This window comes from Streptomyces sp. NPDC050439 (genome assembly GCF_040655335.1).
In the GTDB taxonomy this organism is placed as follows: Bacteria; Actinomycetota; Actinomycetes; order Streptomycetales; family Streptomycetaceae; genus Streptomyces.
In genome coordinates this window covers 140,132-155,721 of sequence record NZ_JBFAJT010000002.1, presented here as the reverse complement: position 1 = coordinate 155,721, position 15,590 = coordinate 140,132, and the positions used below count along the sequence as shown (strand labels likewise).

General features: G+C 70.1%; 13 protein-coding genes. 10 read left to right on the top strand and 3 right to left on the bottom strand.

Annotation, left to right across the window (positions count from 1 at the left end):
• The gene (locus tag AB0I66_RS07770) at positions 1-1,983 is read left to right on the top strand and encodes a PE-PGRS family protein (protein ID WP_363206867.1); all 1,983 of its coding nucleotides are present in this window, start codon (positions 1-3) and stop codon (positions 1,981-1,983) included.
• A 33-nt stretch (positions 1,984-2,016) separates the two neighbouring features.
• Here AB0I66_RS07770 and AB0I66_RS07765 read toward each other — a convergent pair whose 3' ends face one another.
• Complete coding sequence (locus AB0I66_RS07765; protein ID WP_363206866.1) at positions 2,017-2,787, bottom strand: NAD(P)H-dependent oxidoreductase; 771 nt, start codon at positions 2,785-2,787, stop codon at positions 2,017-2,019.
• A 121-nt stretch (positions 2,788-2,908) separates the two neighbouring features.
• Positions 2,909-3,925, bottom strand: coding sequence for a LacI family DNA-binding transcriptional regulator (locus tag AB0I66_RS07760; protein WP_363206865.1), 1,017 nt, complete (start codon positions 3,923-3,925; stop codon positions 2,909-2,911).
• A 296-nt stretch (positions 3,926-4,221) separates the two neighbouring features.
• Here AB0I66_RS07760 and AB0I66_RS07755 point away from each other — a divergent pair, with 296 nt between their 5' ends.
• The 5 genes from AB0I66_RS07755 to AB0I66_RS07735 all read left to right on the top strand — a co-directional run bounded on the left by AB0I66_RS07755 (position 4,222) and on the right by AB0I66_RS07735 (position 10,305).
• Positions 4,222-5,589 (top strand): extracellular solute-binding protein, encoded by a 1,368-nt coding sequence (locus AB0I66_RS07755; protein WP_363206864.1) that lies wholly within the window; start codon positions 4,222-4,224, stop codon positions 5,587-5,589.
• An 83-nt stretch (positions 5,590-5,672) separates the two neighbouring features.
• Positions 5,673-6,581 carry a sugar ABC transporter permease gene (locus tag AB0I66_RS07750; protein WP_363206863.1) on the top strand — a complete coding sequence of 303 codons (909 nt, stop codon included), beginning with the start codon at positions 5,673-5,675 and terminating at the stop codon, positions 6,579-6,581.
• Between the two features lie 2 nt (positions 6,582-6,583).
• Complete coding sequence (locus AB0I66_RS07745; RefSeq protein WP_363206862.1) at positions 6,584-7,471, top strand: carbohydrate ABC transporter permease; 888 nt, start codon at positions 6,584-6,586, stop codon at positions 7,469-7,471.
• Between the two features lie 65 nt (positions 7,472-7,536).
• Entirely contained in the window at positions 7,537-9,057 is a 1,521-nt protein-coding gene (locus tag AB0I66_RS07740; protein ID WP_363206861.1) for an alpha-N-arabinofuranosidase, read from the top strand.
• A 48-nt stretch (positions 9,058-9,105) separates the two neighbouring features.
• Positions 9,106-10,305, top strand: a complete 1,200-nt coding sequence (locus AB0I66_RS07735; protein WP_363206860.1) for a sialidase family protein — start codon at positions 9,106-9,108, stop codon at positions 10,303-10,305.
• A gap of 60 nt (positions 10,306-10,365) precedes the next feature.
• On the opposite strand, the gene AB0I66_RS07730 is transcribed toward AB0I66_RS07735, so the two are convergent.
• Positions 10,366-11,943 (bottom strand): carbohydrate-binding protein, encoded by a 1,578-nt coding sequence (locus tag AB0I66_RS07730; protein WP_363206859.1) that lies wholly within the window; start codon positions 11,941-11,943, stop codon positions 10,366-10,368.
• Positions 11,944-12,284: 341 nt separating this feature from the next.
• Between AB0I66_RS07730 and AB0I66_RS07725 the strand changes: the two genes are divergently transcribed.
• The 4 genes from AB0I66_RS07725 to AB0I66_RS07710 all read left to right on the top strand — a co-directional run bounded on the left by AB0I66_RS07725 (position 12,285) and on the right by AB0I66_RS07710 (position 15,584).
• Positions 12,285-12,701 carry a hypothetical protein gene (locus tag AB0I66_RS07725; RefSeq protein ID WP_363206858.1) on the top strand — a complete coding sequence of 139 codons (417 nt, stop codon included), beginning with the start codon at positions 12,285-12,287 and terminating at the stop codon, positions 12,699-12,701.
• Positions 12,702-12,835: 134 nt separating this feature from the next.
• Complete coding sequence (locus AB0I66_RS07720; RefSeq protein WP_363206857.1) at positions 12,836-13,267, top strand: hypothetical protein; 432 nt, start codon at positions 12,836-12,838, stop codon at positions 13,265-13,267.
• A 118-nt stretch (positions 13,268-13,385) separates the two neighbouring features.
• The gene (locus AB0I66_RS07715; protein WP_363206856.1) at positions 13,386-14,627 is read left to right on the top strand and encodes an FAD-dependent oxidoreductase; all 1,242 of its coding nucleotides are present in this window, start codon (positions 13,386-13,388) and stop codon (positions 14,625-14,627) included.
• A 54-nt stretch (positions 14,628-14,681) separates the two neighbouring features.
• Positions 14,682-15,584 carry an RNA polymerase sigma-70 factor gene (locus tag AB0I66_RS07710; RefSeq protein ID WP_363206855.1) on the top strand — a complete coding sequence of 301 codons (903 nt, stop codon included), beginning with the start codon at positions 14,682-14,684 and terminating at the stop codon, positions 15,582-15,584.
• The last annotated feature ends 6 nt before the right edge of the window (positions 15,585-15,590 follow it).

Genomic DNA, 15,590 nt, shown 5'->3' with positions numbered 1-15,590 from the left:
ATGACGTGTGGGGGAGACGAACTCGGGGAGTGGTTGCGCCGCGTCGGGTGGGATGTCGTGGGGGACGGGCGCGGCGGCAATGTGCTGCCACCTCAGTCCGCGTGGCGGTGGGTCCATGCGGGCGAGACCCGGGGCATTGTTCCCGTCAAGGGAGAGGGCCCTGACGCGGGTATCGAGGTGGACGCGCAGTGGCATCGGCTCGCCGTCGACCTCGGCATCGTCGACGAGGACGGTGTCTTCCTGCTCGCTGTCGCGTCGGAGCGGATGTGCTGCGCGTCCCGGCGCTGGACGCGGGTACGGCTCAGCGCGAACTGGAGCCTTGCCGCGGTTGCGGGGCACGCGGTGGGGAGGAGCCCGGGGTTCGTTGCGCTCTCCTTGGACGGCAACGCCCTGCTCGGGGTGATCTCCGGGGAGTCCGGCCTCCAGTTCATTGCGATGAGCGGCGTACGAGAGCGGCAGGAGGCGGCTGCCGAGGCGCAGGCGCGGGAGACGCCGCACGAGCGGGCGGCGGCCTGGGCCTCGCTGTTCCGGGCGCCGGGGCCTTCGGCGGAAGTGCGGCAGGAGTGGGCGCATGGGCTGGCCCGCAACGCGGCCACCCCCGACGATCTGCTGGGCGACCTGCTCGGACTCTCACGTCATCTGCCGTGGCGTCGGCTGCCGACCTCGGTCGTCGAGGCGGCCCTCGTCCATCCGGACCTCAAAGTGCGGGAGTGGCTGGCCGAGGTGCATCCGGGCCTCACGGCCGACCAGCGCTCCCGGCTGATCCTGGGCGAGGAGGACTCCCGGCGTCGGTGGATCCTCACCATGATCGCGGCGGACCGGAACGACGAACTCGACGACACCGCGTACCAGGCACTCGCCGCCGACCCCTCCGCCCAGGTCCGCGAGGAGGCCGCGCGTCTCGCCGGACTTCCCGTACGCCTCCTGACCGCCTTGGCCGCCGATCCTGAGCCGGCCGTACGCGCCGCCGCCTGCCGTCAGGCATGGCCCCACCTCGACGAGTCGGCCCGGCGCAAGCTCCTGGGCGACCCCGACGGCACGGTCCGCGTCACGGCGTTGCTGTGTCACCACCAGGATCACCCTCTGTCCAGGGCGGTCTTCGAAGGCGAGGGGCTCCCGGCCCGCGCGTTGGAGAGCTGCTTGCTGGAGCGTAAGCTGGCCGAACGTCTGGTCCACCACGGCGATGTGGACCAGCGGGGCTCCCTCGCATGCAATCCGCGCCTGGACTCTGACCTGGTCGCTCTGCTCGCCCAGGACTCCGACGAGGGTGTGCGCGGTGTGGTGGCCACGCGCGCCGACCTCACCGAGGAGCAAAGGGCGGCCATCCCCATCACCTTCGATCCGGGCGGCCACCACCACGCGCTCGGCTGGGTCAGGGCGCTTCATCACGACCCCGCCGCCATGCGCCGCCTCGCCGCCTCCACCCACCCCCTCGTGCGCAGAAGCGTCGCCCGCGCCCGCCACCTCCCACCGGACGTCGTCGAGACCCTGGCCGAGGACGAGGATCGTGTCGTACGCCTCTTCCTCGCCGAATCCTGTGACGACGCGCCCGCCGACATGCTCCTGGGGGTATGGCAGTGGTGGACCGGCAGCCTCAGCGCTCCCGACCGCCCGCGTGGGCACCCCAACTTCCCTCGCGGGGACCTGCTGCGGCACGCCGACGACACGAACCCCCGCATGCGTCAACTGGCCCTGGACGACCCGGAGTCGACGCTTGAGCTGGTGGAGCGGTTCAGCCGCGATCCCAGCGAGGAAGTGCGCCGCCGAGCGGCCACCGACCCCCGCCTCACGGCGGTGTCGGCGATACGGCTGCTCGACGACCCGGAGGGTTCCGTACGGCACGCTGCCGCCCGGCACCCGGGGCTGCCCGCACAGGTGCTGGTGCGACTCCTCGGCGACAAGGACACCGCACAGGACGCGGCCCAGCATCCGGCCCTACCCGTTGACGTCATGCGGCAGATGATCGAACGCATCCGAGGGTGAGAGGCAGCGTCAGGGAGGGCGGTGTCGGCGCCCTCAGGTGCGTGTGCGGTGGGCCGCGATGCCGGTGAGGCCGGGTTCGATTCCGGGGTGCAGGACGAGTGCGTCGTCGTAGTCGCCGCGGTGCTCGTGGCGGTACGGGAGCGGCTCGGTGACCGGCAGCGCGCGGAGGCGCTCGCGCAGTTCGGCCGCGCGGTCGCCGTAGCCGGCTTCGTCCAGGCGGTCGGCTCCGTAGACGACGTACGGCGGGAGTGCGTCCATCCCCGTGTACCAGAAGGTGCCGTGCAGCACGGGGAACAGCACCTCGTCCAGTTGTCCGTGGATCCCGCGCGGCCCGAAGCCCGACTCCCGTGCGCCGACCGTGGTGATGACCATGGCGCGCTTGCCGGCGAGTCCGCCGTCGCCGTAGCGCAGGGTCCGCCCCGCGTGATCCTGGAGCCCGAAGGCGAAGCCCTGCACGAGCACCCGGTCGAACCAGCCCTTGAGGATGGCGGGCGGCCCGAACCACCACAGCGGGAACTGGAACACCAGCGCGTCGGCCCAGGCGATCTTCTCCTGCTCGGCGGCGATGTCGTCCGTCAGCTTGGCGGCGCCGTAGGCATGCTCCTGTGCGGCACCGACCAGCAGCCGGCCGACCGTCTCGCGGTGGAAATCAGCGGAGTCCACCACGGGTTTCCAGTCCATCGCGTAGAGATCGGACTCGCGGACCTCGTGCCCGAGGTCGCGCAGTTCCTGGATCCCGTCGGCGCGCAGGGAGCCGTTGAGGGACTGCGGTTCGGGGTGTGCGAATACCCAAAGAATCTTCATGCCATCGATCCTGCGCCGCGATCAGGTGGGAAACGAGTGGCCAGATGGCCAGGGAGTGCAAGGATCTGGCCACCGAGGATCTGGCCATGCGATCGGCCTGCGGTAGTCCCGGCGGGCTGCTTCAGCCGCTCGGGCGCGTGCTTTCCCGCACCACCAGTTCATATCCCGCGGTGAGCCGCGTGTGGGGTGCCATCGCGCCCGCGTCGATCCTGCGGAGCAGGGCGTCCACGGCCAGTTCCGCGATGCCTCGTTTGTCGGGGGCGACGGTGGTCAGGCTGGGCACGCCGTAGCGGGATTCCTCCACGTCGTCGAAGCCGACGACGGCCAGGTCGTGCGGGACCCGCAGCCCGTGCTCGTGGGCCACCCGCAGTGCGCCGGAGGCCAGCAGGTCGTTGAAGCAGAAGACGGCGTCCGGCGGGTCGTCCAGGGTGAGCAGCGCGCGCATCGCGTCGGCTCCCGAGGCGCGGGTGAACGACCGTGTGTCCGGGGCGAGTTGCGGGTCGTGCGGAACGCCCGCCGCGTGCAGTGCGGTCAGGTAGCCGTGCATGCGCTGGACCGTCGTCGCGTGGGAGGGACCAGAGGGCTGTCCGATGACGGCGACGCGGCGCCGGCCTAGGGACAGGAGGTGGTCGGTGGCCTCGCGTGCCGCAGCCGAGTTGTCGATCAGGACGTGGTCGGCGGGGATCTCGTACGACTGTTCGCCCAGGAGGACGAGGGGTACGCGGTGTTCGCGGGCGGCCAGGACCTGTTCGTCGAGGCGGAGCGGGCTGAGCAGGACGCCGTCGATGAGCGGGTCGCTGAGCCCGGAGGCGATCCGCAGCTCCTCGTCCGCGCTGCCGCCGGTGTCCTCGATGAGTACCGTGCAGCCGCGTTTCTTCGCGGCGGCGATGACCTGCGCGGCCAGTTCGGCGAAGTACGGCGCGACGAGTTCGGGCACGGCGAGGGCGATGATGCCGCTGCGGCCGGTGCGCAAGTGGCGTGCAGAGGCGTTGGGTTGGTAGTCGAGGTCGGCGATGGCGCGCAGGACGCGCTCGCGTGTCCGGTCGGCGACTCTGGTCTCGCCCCGGACGACGTTGGACACCGTCTTGATCGATACCCCGGCGCGCTCCGCGACGTCCTTCAGGCGAGTGCCTGCCACGGTGTTTCTCCCTCCCCCTGACCTCCCCCGACAGCAGCAGCGTACGTCATGGTCCAACGTTGTAACCCGGAGGAGTCGATGTACGTCGACGATGTACGAGACGTATGAGAACCACTACGTGAACAGGTAATGCGTGCCTAGGTGTTGACGCCGTATTGCCAGCTGAGTACAACGTTGTAAACGCAGCGGGCAGCCACGAAGTGCGGTTGCTGTCGGTGTGTATTCCAACGTTGTACTCGTAGCAGCCTTGTTCGCCTTGCCTGCCCACCTTGTTCGCCGTGGAAGGACGCATGCCCATGCGGGACCGCATACCGCCCCCGTCGCCGCCCGCCCCGTCCCGCCGCCGTCTGCTGCGCGGAGGGCTCGCGCTCGGTGCGACCGGCGCCGCCGCACTCACCGTCGGCGGTTGCGGCAGCACCCTCGCGCAGGGGTTCACCGGCGGCGCGCCCTCGCCGTCGCGGCTGAACTTCTGGAACCCGTTCACCGGCGGCGACGGCGAGCGGATGCTGGCGATGCAGGACGTCTACCGGGCCTCGCACCGCTCGGTGGACCTGAGGTCCGCGACGTTCCTGTGGGGCAACCCGTATTACACGAAGCTCACCCTGGCCACGCTGGGCGACCGGCCCCCGCAGGCCGCGGTCATCCATCTGTCGAAGCTGCCCACACTCGCCGAGGCCGGCCTGCTCAGCGAGCTGCACCCCGAGGATCTGGCCCGGCACGGTCTTACCGAGGACAAGTTCGACGCACGGCCGTGGCGCAAGTCCCAGTTCAACGGGAAGCCGCACGCCGTGCCGCTGGACACCCACCCCTTCGTGCTCTACTTCCGCACGGACATCGCCGAGAAGGCCGGACTGCTCGACGAACAGGGCCAGTTGGTGGATGTCGACGGGCCCGACGCGTTCATCGACGCACTGCGTGCGGCGAAGGAGGTCACCGGCGCCTGGGGCGGTTCGATCGCCTCGGTCAAGGAGGCCTCGATGCAGTTCCGTATCTTCTGGTCGCTCTACCGGCAGGTCGGCGGCGGGGATCTCGTCGCCGACCAGGGCAAGCGGGTGGTCATCGACACCGCCGCCGCGGCCGAGGCGCTCGCCTACATCCGCCGCCTCAGTCAGGAAAAGGTGATCCCCGCCAACGCCGACGGCAAGGGGGCCATCACCCTGCTGACCACCGGCAAGGCCGGATTCCTGATGGACGGAGTCTGGCAGGCCCTCGCGGTCCGGTCGGCGAAGGTGAAGTTCGACATGCGGCCCCTGCCGCGCATCTTCAAGGACGCGCCCTACGCCTGCGCCGCCGACTCGCACGCCCTGGTGCTGCCGAAGGCACCCTCCGCCAAGGCCCAACGCCTCGACCTCTCCCTGGGGTTCGCCGCGTCGATGCTGCACTCCAGCAAGTTGTGGGCGGAGGGCGGCCATGTGCCGGCCTGGCTGCCGACCCAGCGTTCACGCGCGTACAAGGAACTTGAGCCGCAGTCGCACTACGCCACCGCCGCCGACGGCGCGGTCTACGACCCGGTCGCCTGGTACGGCGGCGCGGGCGGCACCATGCAGACCGTCGTGGGCGACGTCGTGAACACCGTGTTCACCGGTGACGCAAGCCCCACGGCAGGCGCCGCGCGGCTGCGCCGCGAGCTGCAGACCCTGGCCTCGCGCCCCGCCCCTGTATGAGCGGGGCCGCTCCCGGCTGCCGCTCGACCCCTCTTGCTCCACCCGCCCCTGGATCCCGTACGCCTTGACCGAAAGGCCGAACCGTGGCCACGACCACCGCTCCCTCCCCGGCCTCCAGCAGAAGCGACCGCTGGGCAGGACCGGGGATGCTCCTGCCCTTCGCCCTCTTCTACCTGGTGTTTCTGGTGGGGCCGCTGATCTACACCGTGGTCGCCGGGTTCTTCGAGACGAGCCTGCTCAAGAGCGGCCTCGGCGACTTCGCGGGCCTCGCGAACTACAAGGCGGTCCTCGGGGACGCGGAGTTCTGGCGCACCCTGGGCAACACGCTCTGGTTCACGGTCCTGACGACCGTGCCGCTCGTGGTGCTCAGCCTGGTGTTCGCCCTGCTCGCCGACCGTTTCGTGCGCGGCCGCTGGTTCTTCCGCTTCGCCTTCTTCGCGCCGTTCGTGCTGCCGTCCGCGGTCGTCTCGCTCCTCTTCATGTTCATCTACGCCGACCAACTGGGTCTGGCCCAGGAGGTGGTGAAGTGGTTCGGCGTCGACACCCCGCCCTCCTGGCTCGGCGACCCGGACTGGGCGATGCTCTCCATCGCCGCGGCCACGGTGTGGTGGACCGTCGGCTTCAACTTCGTGCTCTATCTCGCCGGCCTGCAGGACGTACCCCGCGAGGTCCACGAGGCGGCGGCCATCGACGGGGCCGGGCCCTGGCAGCGCATCCGGCACGTGGTCGTGCCGATGCTCGGACGTACGACGACGCTGGTGACGGTGTTGCAGGTCATCGCCTCGCTGAAGGTCTTCGACCAGATCTACATGATGACCAACGGCGGCCCCGACGGCAGCACCCGCCCCTCACTGCAGCTCATCTACGACACCGGCTTCGTCGAGGGCCGCGTGGGCTACGCCTCGACCGTGTCGCTGCTGCTGTTCCTGGTGATCCTGTTCGTCTCGCTCGTCTGGTTCGCCCTCGTACGCCGCGCCGAGAAGGAGAGCTGACCATGACCGCGATCGCCACACGCCCCGAGACGGATCGCCGCGACACCACCGCCCCGCAGGGCCGGCGCCGCGACTCGGAGCGCCTCTTCAACCGGGTGGCGCTCGGCACGCTCATCGCCCTCGCGCTGCTGTGGCTGGTGCCGCTCGCGTGGGCGCTGGCCACCTCGGTACGCCCCGCACAGGAGGTCGTCACCCATCCCACCGGGTGGTTCACCGCGCATCCGACCCTGGACGCGTACGGAGAGATCTTCGACGCGGGCAAGCTGCCCTACTGGTACGCCAACAGCTTCATCACCTCGACCCTCACCACGGTCCTCACGGTGATCATGGCGTCGCTCGCGGCGTTCGCCCTGTCGCAGACCCGGTTCCGGCTGCGTCGCGTCGCGTTCGTGATGCTGCTCGCCGGGATCATGATTCCGAACCAGGTCCTGATGATCCCGCAGTTCCTCGCGCTCCAGTCGGCGGGCCTGCTGAACACCTACTGGGGTGTCGTGCTGCCCCAAGTCCCCAATGTGGTGGCCGTGTTCGTCTTCAAGCAGTTCTTCGACGGAATCCCACGGGAGCTGATCGACGCGGCGCGCGCGGACGGCGCGGGCTGGCTGCGCACCTACTGGCAGATCGTGATGCCGATCTCCCGCCCGGCCGTCTCCGCGGTCACGATCTTCGTGTTCGTCGGTGTCTGGAACAACTTCCTGTGGCCCCTGCTCGTGGTGACCGACCCCGAGATGATGACGCTGCCCGTCGGACTCACCTCCGTGCAGGACGTGTTCGGCGTGCCCTACGCCCAGCTCATGGCGTCCGCCGTGCTCGGCGCGATCCCGCTGCTCGCCGTCTTCGCGCTGTTCCAGCGCCGCATCGTCGAGGGCATCGCAGGCACCGGCCTCAAATAACCCTCGCTTTCCAAGAGCCCCCGCCCCATCGCACATCTGCTCATGCAACAGAGAGGCACCCGAACATGCCGCACACCGCACGGTTCGTCATCGACCCCGAGTTCAGCGTCGGCGACGTCGACCCGCGCCTGTACGGAACCTTCGTCGAGCACATGGGACGCTGCGTCTACACCGGCATCCACGACCCCGAGCACCCCACCGCCGACGCCGACGGATTCCGCGGTGACGTCGCCGACCTGGTCCGCGAACTGGGCACCGGCCTGGTGCGCTACCCCGGCGGCAACTTCGTCTCCGGCTACCACTGGGAGGACGGCGTCGGCCCGGTCGCCGACCGCCCGCGCCGCCTCGACCTGGCCTGGCGCTCCATCGAGACCAACCGCGTCGGCACCAACGAATTCCTCGGCTGGGCACGCCAGTTGGGTCTCGACCCCATGATGGCCGTGAACCTCGGGACGCGCGGCATCGACGCCGCCCGCGCCCTGGTCGAGTACTGCAACCACCCGGGCGGCACCGCCTGGTCGGACCTGCGCATCAAGCACGGCGTGAGTGACCCGCACGGCGTGAAGCTGTGGTGCCTGGGCAACGAGATGGACGGACCGTGGCAGACGGGCCACAAGTCGGCCACCGAGTACGGACGCCTTGCGGCCGAGGCCGGCAAGGCGATGCGCCAGGTCGACCCGTCCATCGAGCTCGTCGCGTGCGGCAGCTCCAACTCGCGGATGCCGACCTTCGGCACCTGGGAGCGCGAGGTCCTGGAGCAGACCTACGACGAGGTCGACTACCTCTCGCTGCACGCCTACTACGAGGAGTTCGACGGCGACCGCGCCAGCTTCCTCGCCTCGGGCGCGCACATGGACCAGTACATCCGCGACGTGGTCTCGACCGCCGACCATGTGCGGGCGGTGCGCGGCGCCAAGAAGCACATCAAACTCTCCTTCGACGAATGGAACGTCTGGTACGCGGCCCGTTTCGTCGGTGAGCGCAACCTGGAGACCGCCGAGACACCCCGCCTCATCGAGGACACGTACAGCCTGACGGATGCCGCCGTGGTCGGCTCGCTGCTCATCACGCTGCTGCGCAACGCCGACCGGGTGGCCATCGCCTGCCTGGCCCAGCTGGTCAACGTCATCGCGCCCATCCGCACCGAGCCCGGCGGCGCCAGCTGGCGCCAGACCATCTTCCACCCCTTCGCCCAGGCGGCCCGCTTCGCGACCGGGCGCGTCCTGCGCACCGAGGCCACCGGCCCGCGCATCGACACACCGCAGTACGGGGACGTGTCAGCGCTCGACACCGTGGTGACGCACGACGAGGAGACCGGCGCGCTCACCGTCCTGGCCGTCAACCGCGACCAGGAGCAGCCACTGCTCCTGGAGGCCGCGCTGCGCGGGGAAGCCGCCAAATACCGCGTCGTGGAGCACCTCGTCCTGGCCGACCAGGACCCGGACGCGGTCAACACCGAGGCGGAGCCGGACCGCGTGGTGCCGCGCCCCGCGTCCGGGACACACATCACCGCCGAGGGCGCTCTGACGGCCGAGCTGCCGCCGGTCTCCTGGAACGTCATCCGGCTCGCCCCCCGACAGAACTGACGACAGCCCGACGTCCGCTCCCCACCCCCGCAGAGTCAGGAGAGGCCCATGTCAGCGCACCACCCCGCACGACCACGTGTCCTCCGTCCCACCGCACTGATCCCCCTGCTGCTCGCCCTCGTGGCGGCGCTGTTCGTCACGCAGTCCGGGACGCCGGCCGACGCCGCGACCGGCACCTTGCTGCGCGACGGCACCGGTCTGTACCCGCGCGCCGTCAGGCTCGCCCACAACGGCGATGCCAACGGCCGCATTCTGGCCTCCGTGGTCACGTTCGACGGGAACAACGGACTGGGCGCCATCCACGAGAGCACGGACGGGGGCGCTTCGTTCCGTGAGGTCGGCACGGTGCGCGACCCCGAGGCCGCGGGAGGGCAGGGGCTGTGCTGCTCGACGCTGTACGAACTCCCGCGGCGCATCGGCAAACTGCCCGCGGGGACACTGCTGTGGGCAGCGTCGGTCGGGCAGGACGAGCCGAACCGGAGAATGGCCCTGCGGGTCTTCAAGAGCACGGACGTGGGCCGCAGTTGGAGCTACCTCTCCACGATCGCCACGGCGTCGAACGACAAGGGGCTGTGGGAGCCGGAGTTCTCCGTCGATGCCTCCGGTCAGCTCGTGGCGCACTACTCCGACGAGACCGACGCCGGGCACAGCCAGAAGCTGGTGGCCGCCCGTACCGCGAACGGGGTGACCTGGACGGGCCACCACGACACCGTCGCCAGCACCCTTGCCTCGGACCGGCCCGGCATGGCGGTGGTGCGCAAGATGGGCGACGGGGTCTACTTCATGTCGTTCGAGATCTGCGCGGCCGCGGGCCAGTTCCAGTGCGTCGTGCACTACCGGACCTCCTCCGACGGCTGGAACTGGGGCTCACCCACCTACCTGGGCATCCGCCCGGAGACCGCCGACGGCAAGTACTTCAAGCACGCGCCGAACCTGGCGTGGGCGCCGGAGGCGGGCAACCCCAAGGGCAGGCTCTTCCTCGTCGGCCAGGTCATGTACAACCGCGACGGCAGCAAGGCAGCCGCAAGCGGACGCACCGTCTGGGTCAACAGTGCGGGTGGCGCGGGGAGTTGGCGGGAGATCCCGGCGCCCGTGGCGGTCGAGTCGACGACCGTCGACTACTGCCCCAACTACAGCTCCAGCCTGCTGCCCTCGGCCGACGGCAACAGGCTCCTTGAGATCGCGACGGACTGGTCCGGCTCGGTCTGCAAGCCGTACTTCGCCACCGGTTCGGTGCCGGGCGCCTGAGCACGCAGGTGCCCCGCGTGTGCGCTGACCACGTCGCACACGCGGGGCACCCGTCAGTCGTTACGGGGTGATCGCGTTGCCGCCGAAGGTCACGACGAGTCGCCCGTCCGCCGCGTACGACCACTTGAGCGCTCCGGAGTACGAGGAGCAGCGCGAGCCGTTCGAGCCGGACCAGAACTGGTTCGAGCTGTCGGAGTTGCCGACGATCTTGTCGTTCGTCCCGCTGCCGCTGCGGCAGGACGTGTTGTTCCGGAACACCGAAGTGCCGCCGTCGAACGAGTAGTTGCGCTCGTCATTGTCGATGCTGACGTTGTCCGACACCGCCATCGACCCGAGGTTCCTGTTGTACGTGAACCCGTGCTTGCCGTTGTTGTAGGCGATGTTGCGCCGGATGGTGTGGTTGACCTTGATGTCCTCGCCGCCGAGCTTGTAGCCGTTGCGGTCGCCGTTTCCGGCCTGGGAGCCGTCGCTGAGGGTGCCGTTGCCGTGCGCGAGCGAGTCCTCGATGGTCACCGCGCCGATGGGACCGGTGTCCGACTTGGTGTAGAGGTCCCAGCCGTCGTCGATGTTGTTGTGGGCCACGGCGTAGCGGAAGACGTTCCCGGGTCCGGACGTGAGCTTCGCGGCGAAGCCGTCGGCGTCCTCCCCGTCGGAGTCGGCGTTGTCGTGCGACTCCGCGCTCAGGATGAGGTTGTTGGACGGCCACTGGCTGCTGGGGGTGCTGGAGAGCATGCGGGAGAGCTGCAGGCCGGTGTCACGGTTGTAGCGGGTCACCGTGCGCTCGAAGACGTTGTTGCTGCCGCCGACGAAGATGCCGTTGTCACCGGCCCGCTCGACGACGATGCCCTTGACGTGCCAGTACGACCCGTTGACCGCGAGGCCGCGGTTCGCCGTGTCCTCGCTCTGGGCCGAGAAGTTCAGGACCGGCGTCTCACCCGGGTAGGCGGCCAGCTCGGTGCGGTCGCTCGCGGTGCCGTTGTTGCCCTGCGGGATGGTGACCGTCTGGGAGTGGCGGTAGGTCCCGCCGCGCAGGTAGATCGTTCCGCCGGGGGTGATGCGGGTGATGGCGGAGGTGAGCGTGGTGGGATCCGCCTGCGTGCCGCTCGCGCCGTCGGTTCCGTTCGGCGCCACGTACAGCGCGGAGGCCGAGGGCGGGGGAGTGGTGTCGTCGCCCGCGTCGGCGTCGAGGTAGTCGATGTTGGGCAGCCCCGCGGAGGAGGTGGGGTTGAGCCGGACGGTGTTGGCGCCGGCCTTCACCGGCACCGTGAACGTCTTCGTCGCCCACGTCCCCCACGCGCCGGTGTTCTCGAACGACGCCGAGGCGGCCGTCGAGCCGTTCACCGTGATGTCCGCGGGCCGCGCCGCGGTCGTGCCGTTGGCGTAGCGGACCTTCAGGGTCGCGGTGCCGGCGGCGGGTGCGTTCACGGTGAACTGCACGTAGGCGCCGGTCGCGTTGGTGGCGTTGCAGAAGCCGCTGCCGGAGTAGCCGGACCAGTCGGAGTCGACGCTGCCGGTGCAGACCGCGGGGGAGTTCTCGGCCTCGTACAGGATGGGCGCGGCCTGTGCGGCTTGGCCGGACAGCGCGACGAGCGTGCCGGCGAGTAAGCCGACGCACGCGGTGATGGGTCTTGTTCGCATCGGGGGTCTCCAGGTTGATTGGCTCGTCTGACCAGATCAAGTGAGGATGCGGCGGTTCGGCATGATGAACCAGCCGGACGGCCGTCCCTTGCATCTGCCGGTGGAAAGCGCTTTCGTGGAAGCTATTGCCATGCCATGAGCGCGTCAATGGTCATGTACATGATTCTTAGTCATGGACTCGAACGGGTGGTCTTCGCGGCGGGATGCGAGGCGCGGCGCGAGGTGGGTGCGTGAGGTGTGCGGTCGGGCACGCGCCGTCCGACCGGTCGATGTGCAGCCACACGGGGGAGCGCGCAGCGAGCCTTCGCCGCCCGGGCCCCGGCAACCGCTACCGAGAGATCATGACCTACGACCCACTCGACGAGATGTTCCGGCGGATCGACTTGACGCAGGCCATGGAAGAGCGGTTCGGCAACAGCCGGGACTGGCCGCTGCGGCTGCGTGCCGCGCACGCCCAGCTCGAGCAACTGCGCAGACTGCTCGGCGACACCGACTACGGGACGTTCACGGAGGGCGCCGTCGAAGCGGTGCGGCGGCGCGCGGAAAGCCAGGGCCCGCAGGACCTCCACAGCCACTACCTCGGCCGGGAGCTCCACGAGCGGGAACAGACCCTCGGTGAGGACGTCGCACACGTCGCGTGGGGGATCGCCTGCGGGCTCACCGTCCTGCTCGACGACGAGCTGTACGAGGAGGTCATCACGACCGCGGCGATGGCGTGCCGGACGGGCGCCACCATCCTGGCCGAAACCGGCGCCTGACCCCTGCGGTGCCCCCGCGCGGGCGGGCGGGGGCACCGCACCGGCCACCCGGGATCGCGTGCCGGCAGCCCCTTCGGGGGGACCACCACAGGTTCGCCTGACGATCGGTCGCGGCTTGGCCGGACAATGAACGTATGACCAAGCCTGCACCCGCCACGAACGCAGAGCAGTTCCAGACGAACGCAGAACAGTCCCAGCCGAGCACAGAGCAGTTCCCGGCCTCCGCCCCACACCCCCGGCCCGACGCCTGCCACTGTCCGTGCGACGCGCACCCCGAGTTCCCCGGGACGTGCGGCGGTCGCGCCGAGCCAGGCTGCACCGGCGTGCTCAACTCGCCCACCGGCGAACCCCGGCACGTACCGATGTGCCGCAACTGCCACGACATCCGTATGGGCCTGGCCCCCCAACGTGACTCCTCCCTGGCAGCCGTCACAGACACCTGCACCTGCCACTGCCAGGCCAACCACCCCGACCGCCCCGGCATCTGCGAAGCGGCGTCGCAGAACGGGGTGCTGATCGACGGCAGGCCGGCCTGCCCCGCGTGCGAGGACGCCGGCCGCGGTTAGTGCGCGGGGGCCTGTGCAGCACCGCGGCACCCTTCCGAAGTGATCTGGCTCACGAACTGTCACAGCCGCCCATGGCGCGGTGTCTTGAGGCCGAACACCCGACATCGGAGGAAGCGCAATGACTGAGACCGGGAACACGCATGTGGTCGTGATCGGTGGCGGATACGCGGGCGTGATGGCCGCGAACCGCCTGACGCTGCGCGACGACGTGACCGTCACGCTGATCAACCCGCGCCCGGACTTCGTCCACCGGGTCCGTCTGCACCAGCTGGTGGGCGGCTCCGACGCCGCGGTCGTCGCCTACCGGGACGTGCTGGCCGAGGGGGCCCGGCTGGTGGTCGACACCGCCACCCGGATCGACGCGGCCGGGCGCAGCGTGGCGCTGACGTCCGGCGGCACGCTCGACTACGACTACTTGATCTACGCCGTGGGCAGTGGCAGCGCCCGGCCGAGCCTGCCCGGGGCAGTGGAGTTCGCCTATCCGATCTCCACCCTGGAGGAGGCGCAACGGCTGCGCCCGGTCCTCGACGCCGCCTCCGCGACGGCTCCCGTGAAGGTGGTCGGCGCGGGTCCCACCGGCATCGAGACCGCCGCCGAACTGGCGGAGCAGGGCCGCAGCGTGACCCTGGTCTGCGGCGGCGTGCTCGGCCCGTATCTGCACACCCGGGGCCGGCGCTCGGTCGCCAAGCGGCTGGCCAAGCTCGGTGTGACGGTCATCGACGGCTCCGACGCGAAGGTGACGGCGGTGACCCGCGACGCCGTGCGGCTCGCCGACGGCCGTGAGCTGCCGAGCGAGGTCACCGTCTGGACCGTCGGCTTCGGCGTCCCCGACCTGGCCGTACGCAGTGGGCTCGGCACCGATGCCGCGGGTCGGCTGCTCACGGACGAGACGCTGACGAGCGTGGACGACGCGCGCATCGTCGCGGCCGGGGACTCGGCGGCACCGTCCGGACTGCCGCTGCGCATGAGCTGCCTGAACGCGATGCCGCTGGGCGCACGGGCCGCCGACACCGTGCTCAGCCGCCTCGCGGGGGAGCAGCCGGAGAGCCTCCACCAGTCGTTCTACGCCCAGTGCGTCAGCCTGGGTCGCAGCGCCGGCATCTACCAGCTCGCCGACAGGTCCGACACGGCGGTCTGGCTGCACATCGGCGGCGGCCTGGGCGCCCGCATCAAGGAGTTGATCTGCAAGGGCATCCCCGACCACCTGACCGAAGAGGCGCACAAGCCCGGCTCGTTCCGCCTGCACCGTATTCGGGGCGGTCTTGCCAGGCGTCGTCAACTGCTGCTCGCCGACGGTGCCCTCCGCGCCGACCCTGCCCTCCGTGCCGACGCTGCCATCCGTACCGACCGAGCCGCCTGAACGGTGGGTGCTGCGAGGATCTTGCCGTGGAAGGACGAGGGGAAGGCACGAGAGATGAGCGACGAAGACGAAACCACTGACCCGGCGACCGAGGCGTTCCTCGCTCACCGCAACCTGCTCTTCACCGTCGTCTACGAGATGCTCGGATCGGCGGCCGACGCCGAGGACGTCCTCCAGGAAACGTGGCTGCGATGGATCAAGGCCGACCAGGAGCAAGTGCGCGACCAGCGTTCCTACTTGATCCGTATCGCCACCCGCCAGGCGCTCAACCGGCTGCGTACGATGAAGCGCCGCAGGGAGGCATACGTCGGCCCGTGGCTGCCCGAGCCGCTGCTCACCGCACCGGACGTGGCCGAGGACGTCGAGCTCGCCGAGAGCGTGTCGATGGCGCTGATGCTCGTCCTCGAGACGCTGTCACCGACCGAGCGCGCCGTCTTCGTGCTGCGCGAGGCCTTCGACGTCGGCTACGACGAGATAGCCGCAGCCGTCGACAAGAGCCCCGCCGCCGTCCGGCAGATCGCCCACCGCGCCCGCCGCCACGTCGATGCCCGCCGCCCCCGCCGGGCGGTCTCCCCGAACGAGGGCCGGGCGGTCCTGGAGTCGTTCCGGCGGGCGATCGAGAGCGGGGACCCGCAGGTCCTCCTTGAGGTGCTCGCCCCGGAGGTCGTCTTGATGAGCGACGGCGGCGGCCTCAAGCACGCCGCGCTGCGGCCGGTCACCGGAGCCGGGCAGGTGGCCCGCATGTTCGCCGGGGGCATGGGCAAACTCGCGGGCATGCCCACCACCGAACCGACCCTGGTCAACGGCAATCCGGCGCTTCTCGTCCGCCTGGACGGCGAGATCGACGGCGTGATGACGGTCGTCGTCGAGGGCTCCCGCATCGTCGGCCTCTACTACGTCCGCAACCCGGAGAAGCTGTCGCATGTCGTGGCGACGACCCCGCTCACCCGACGCTGAGGCAGA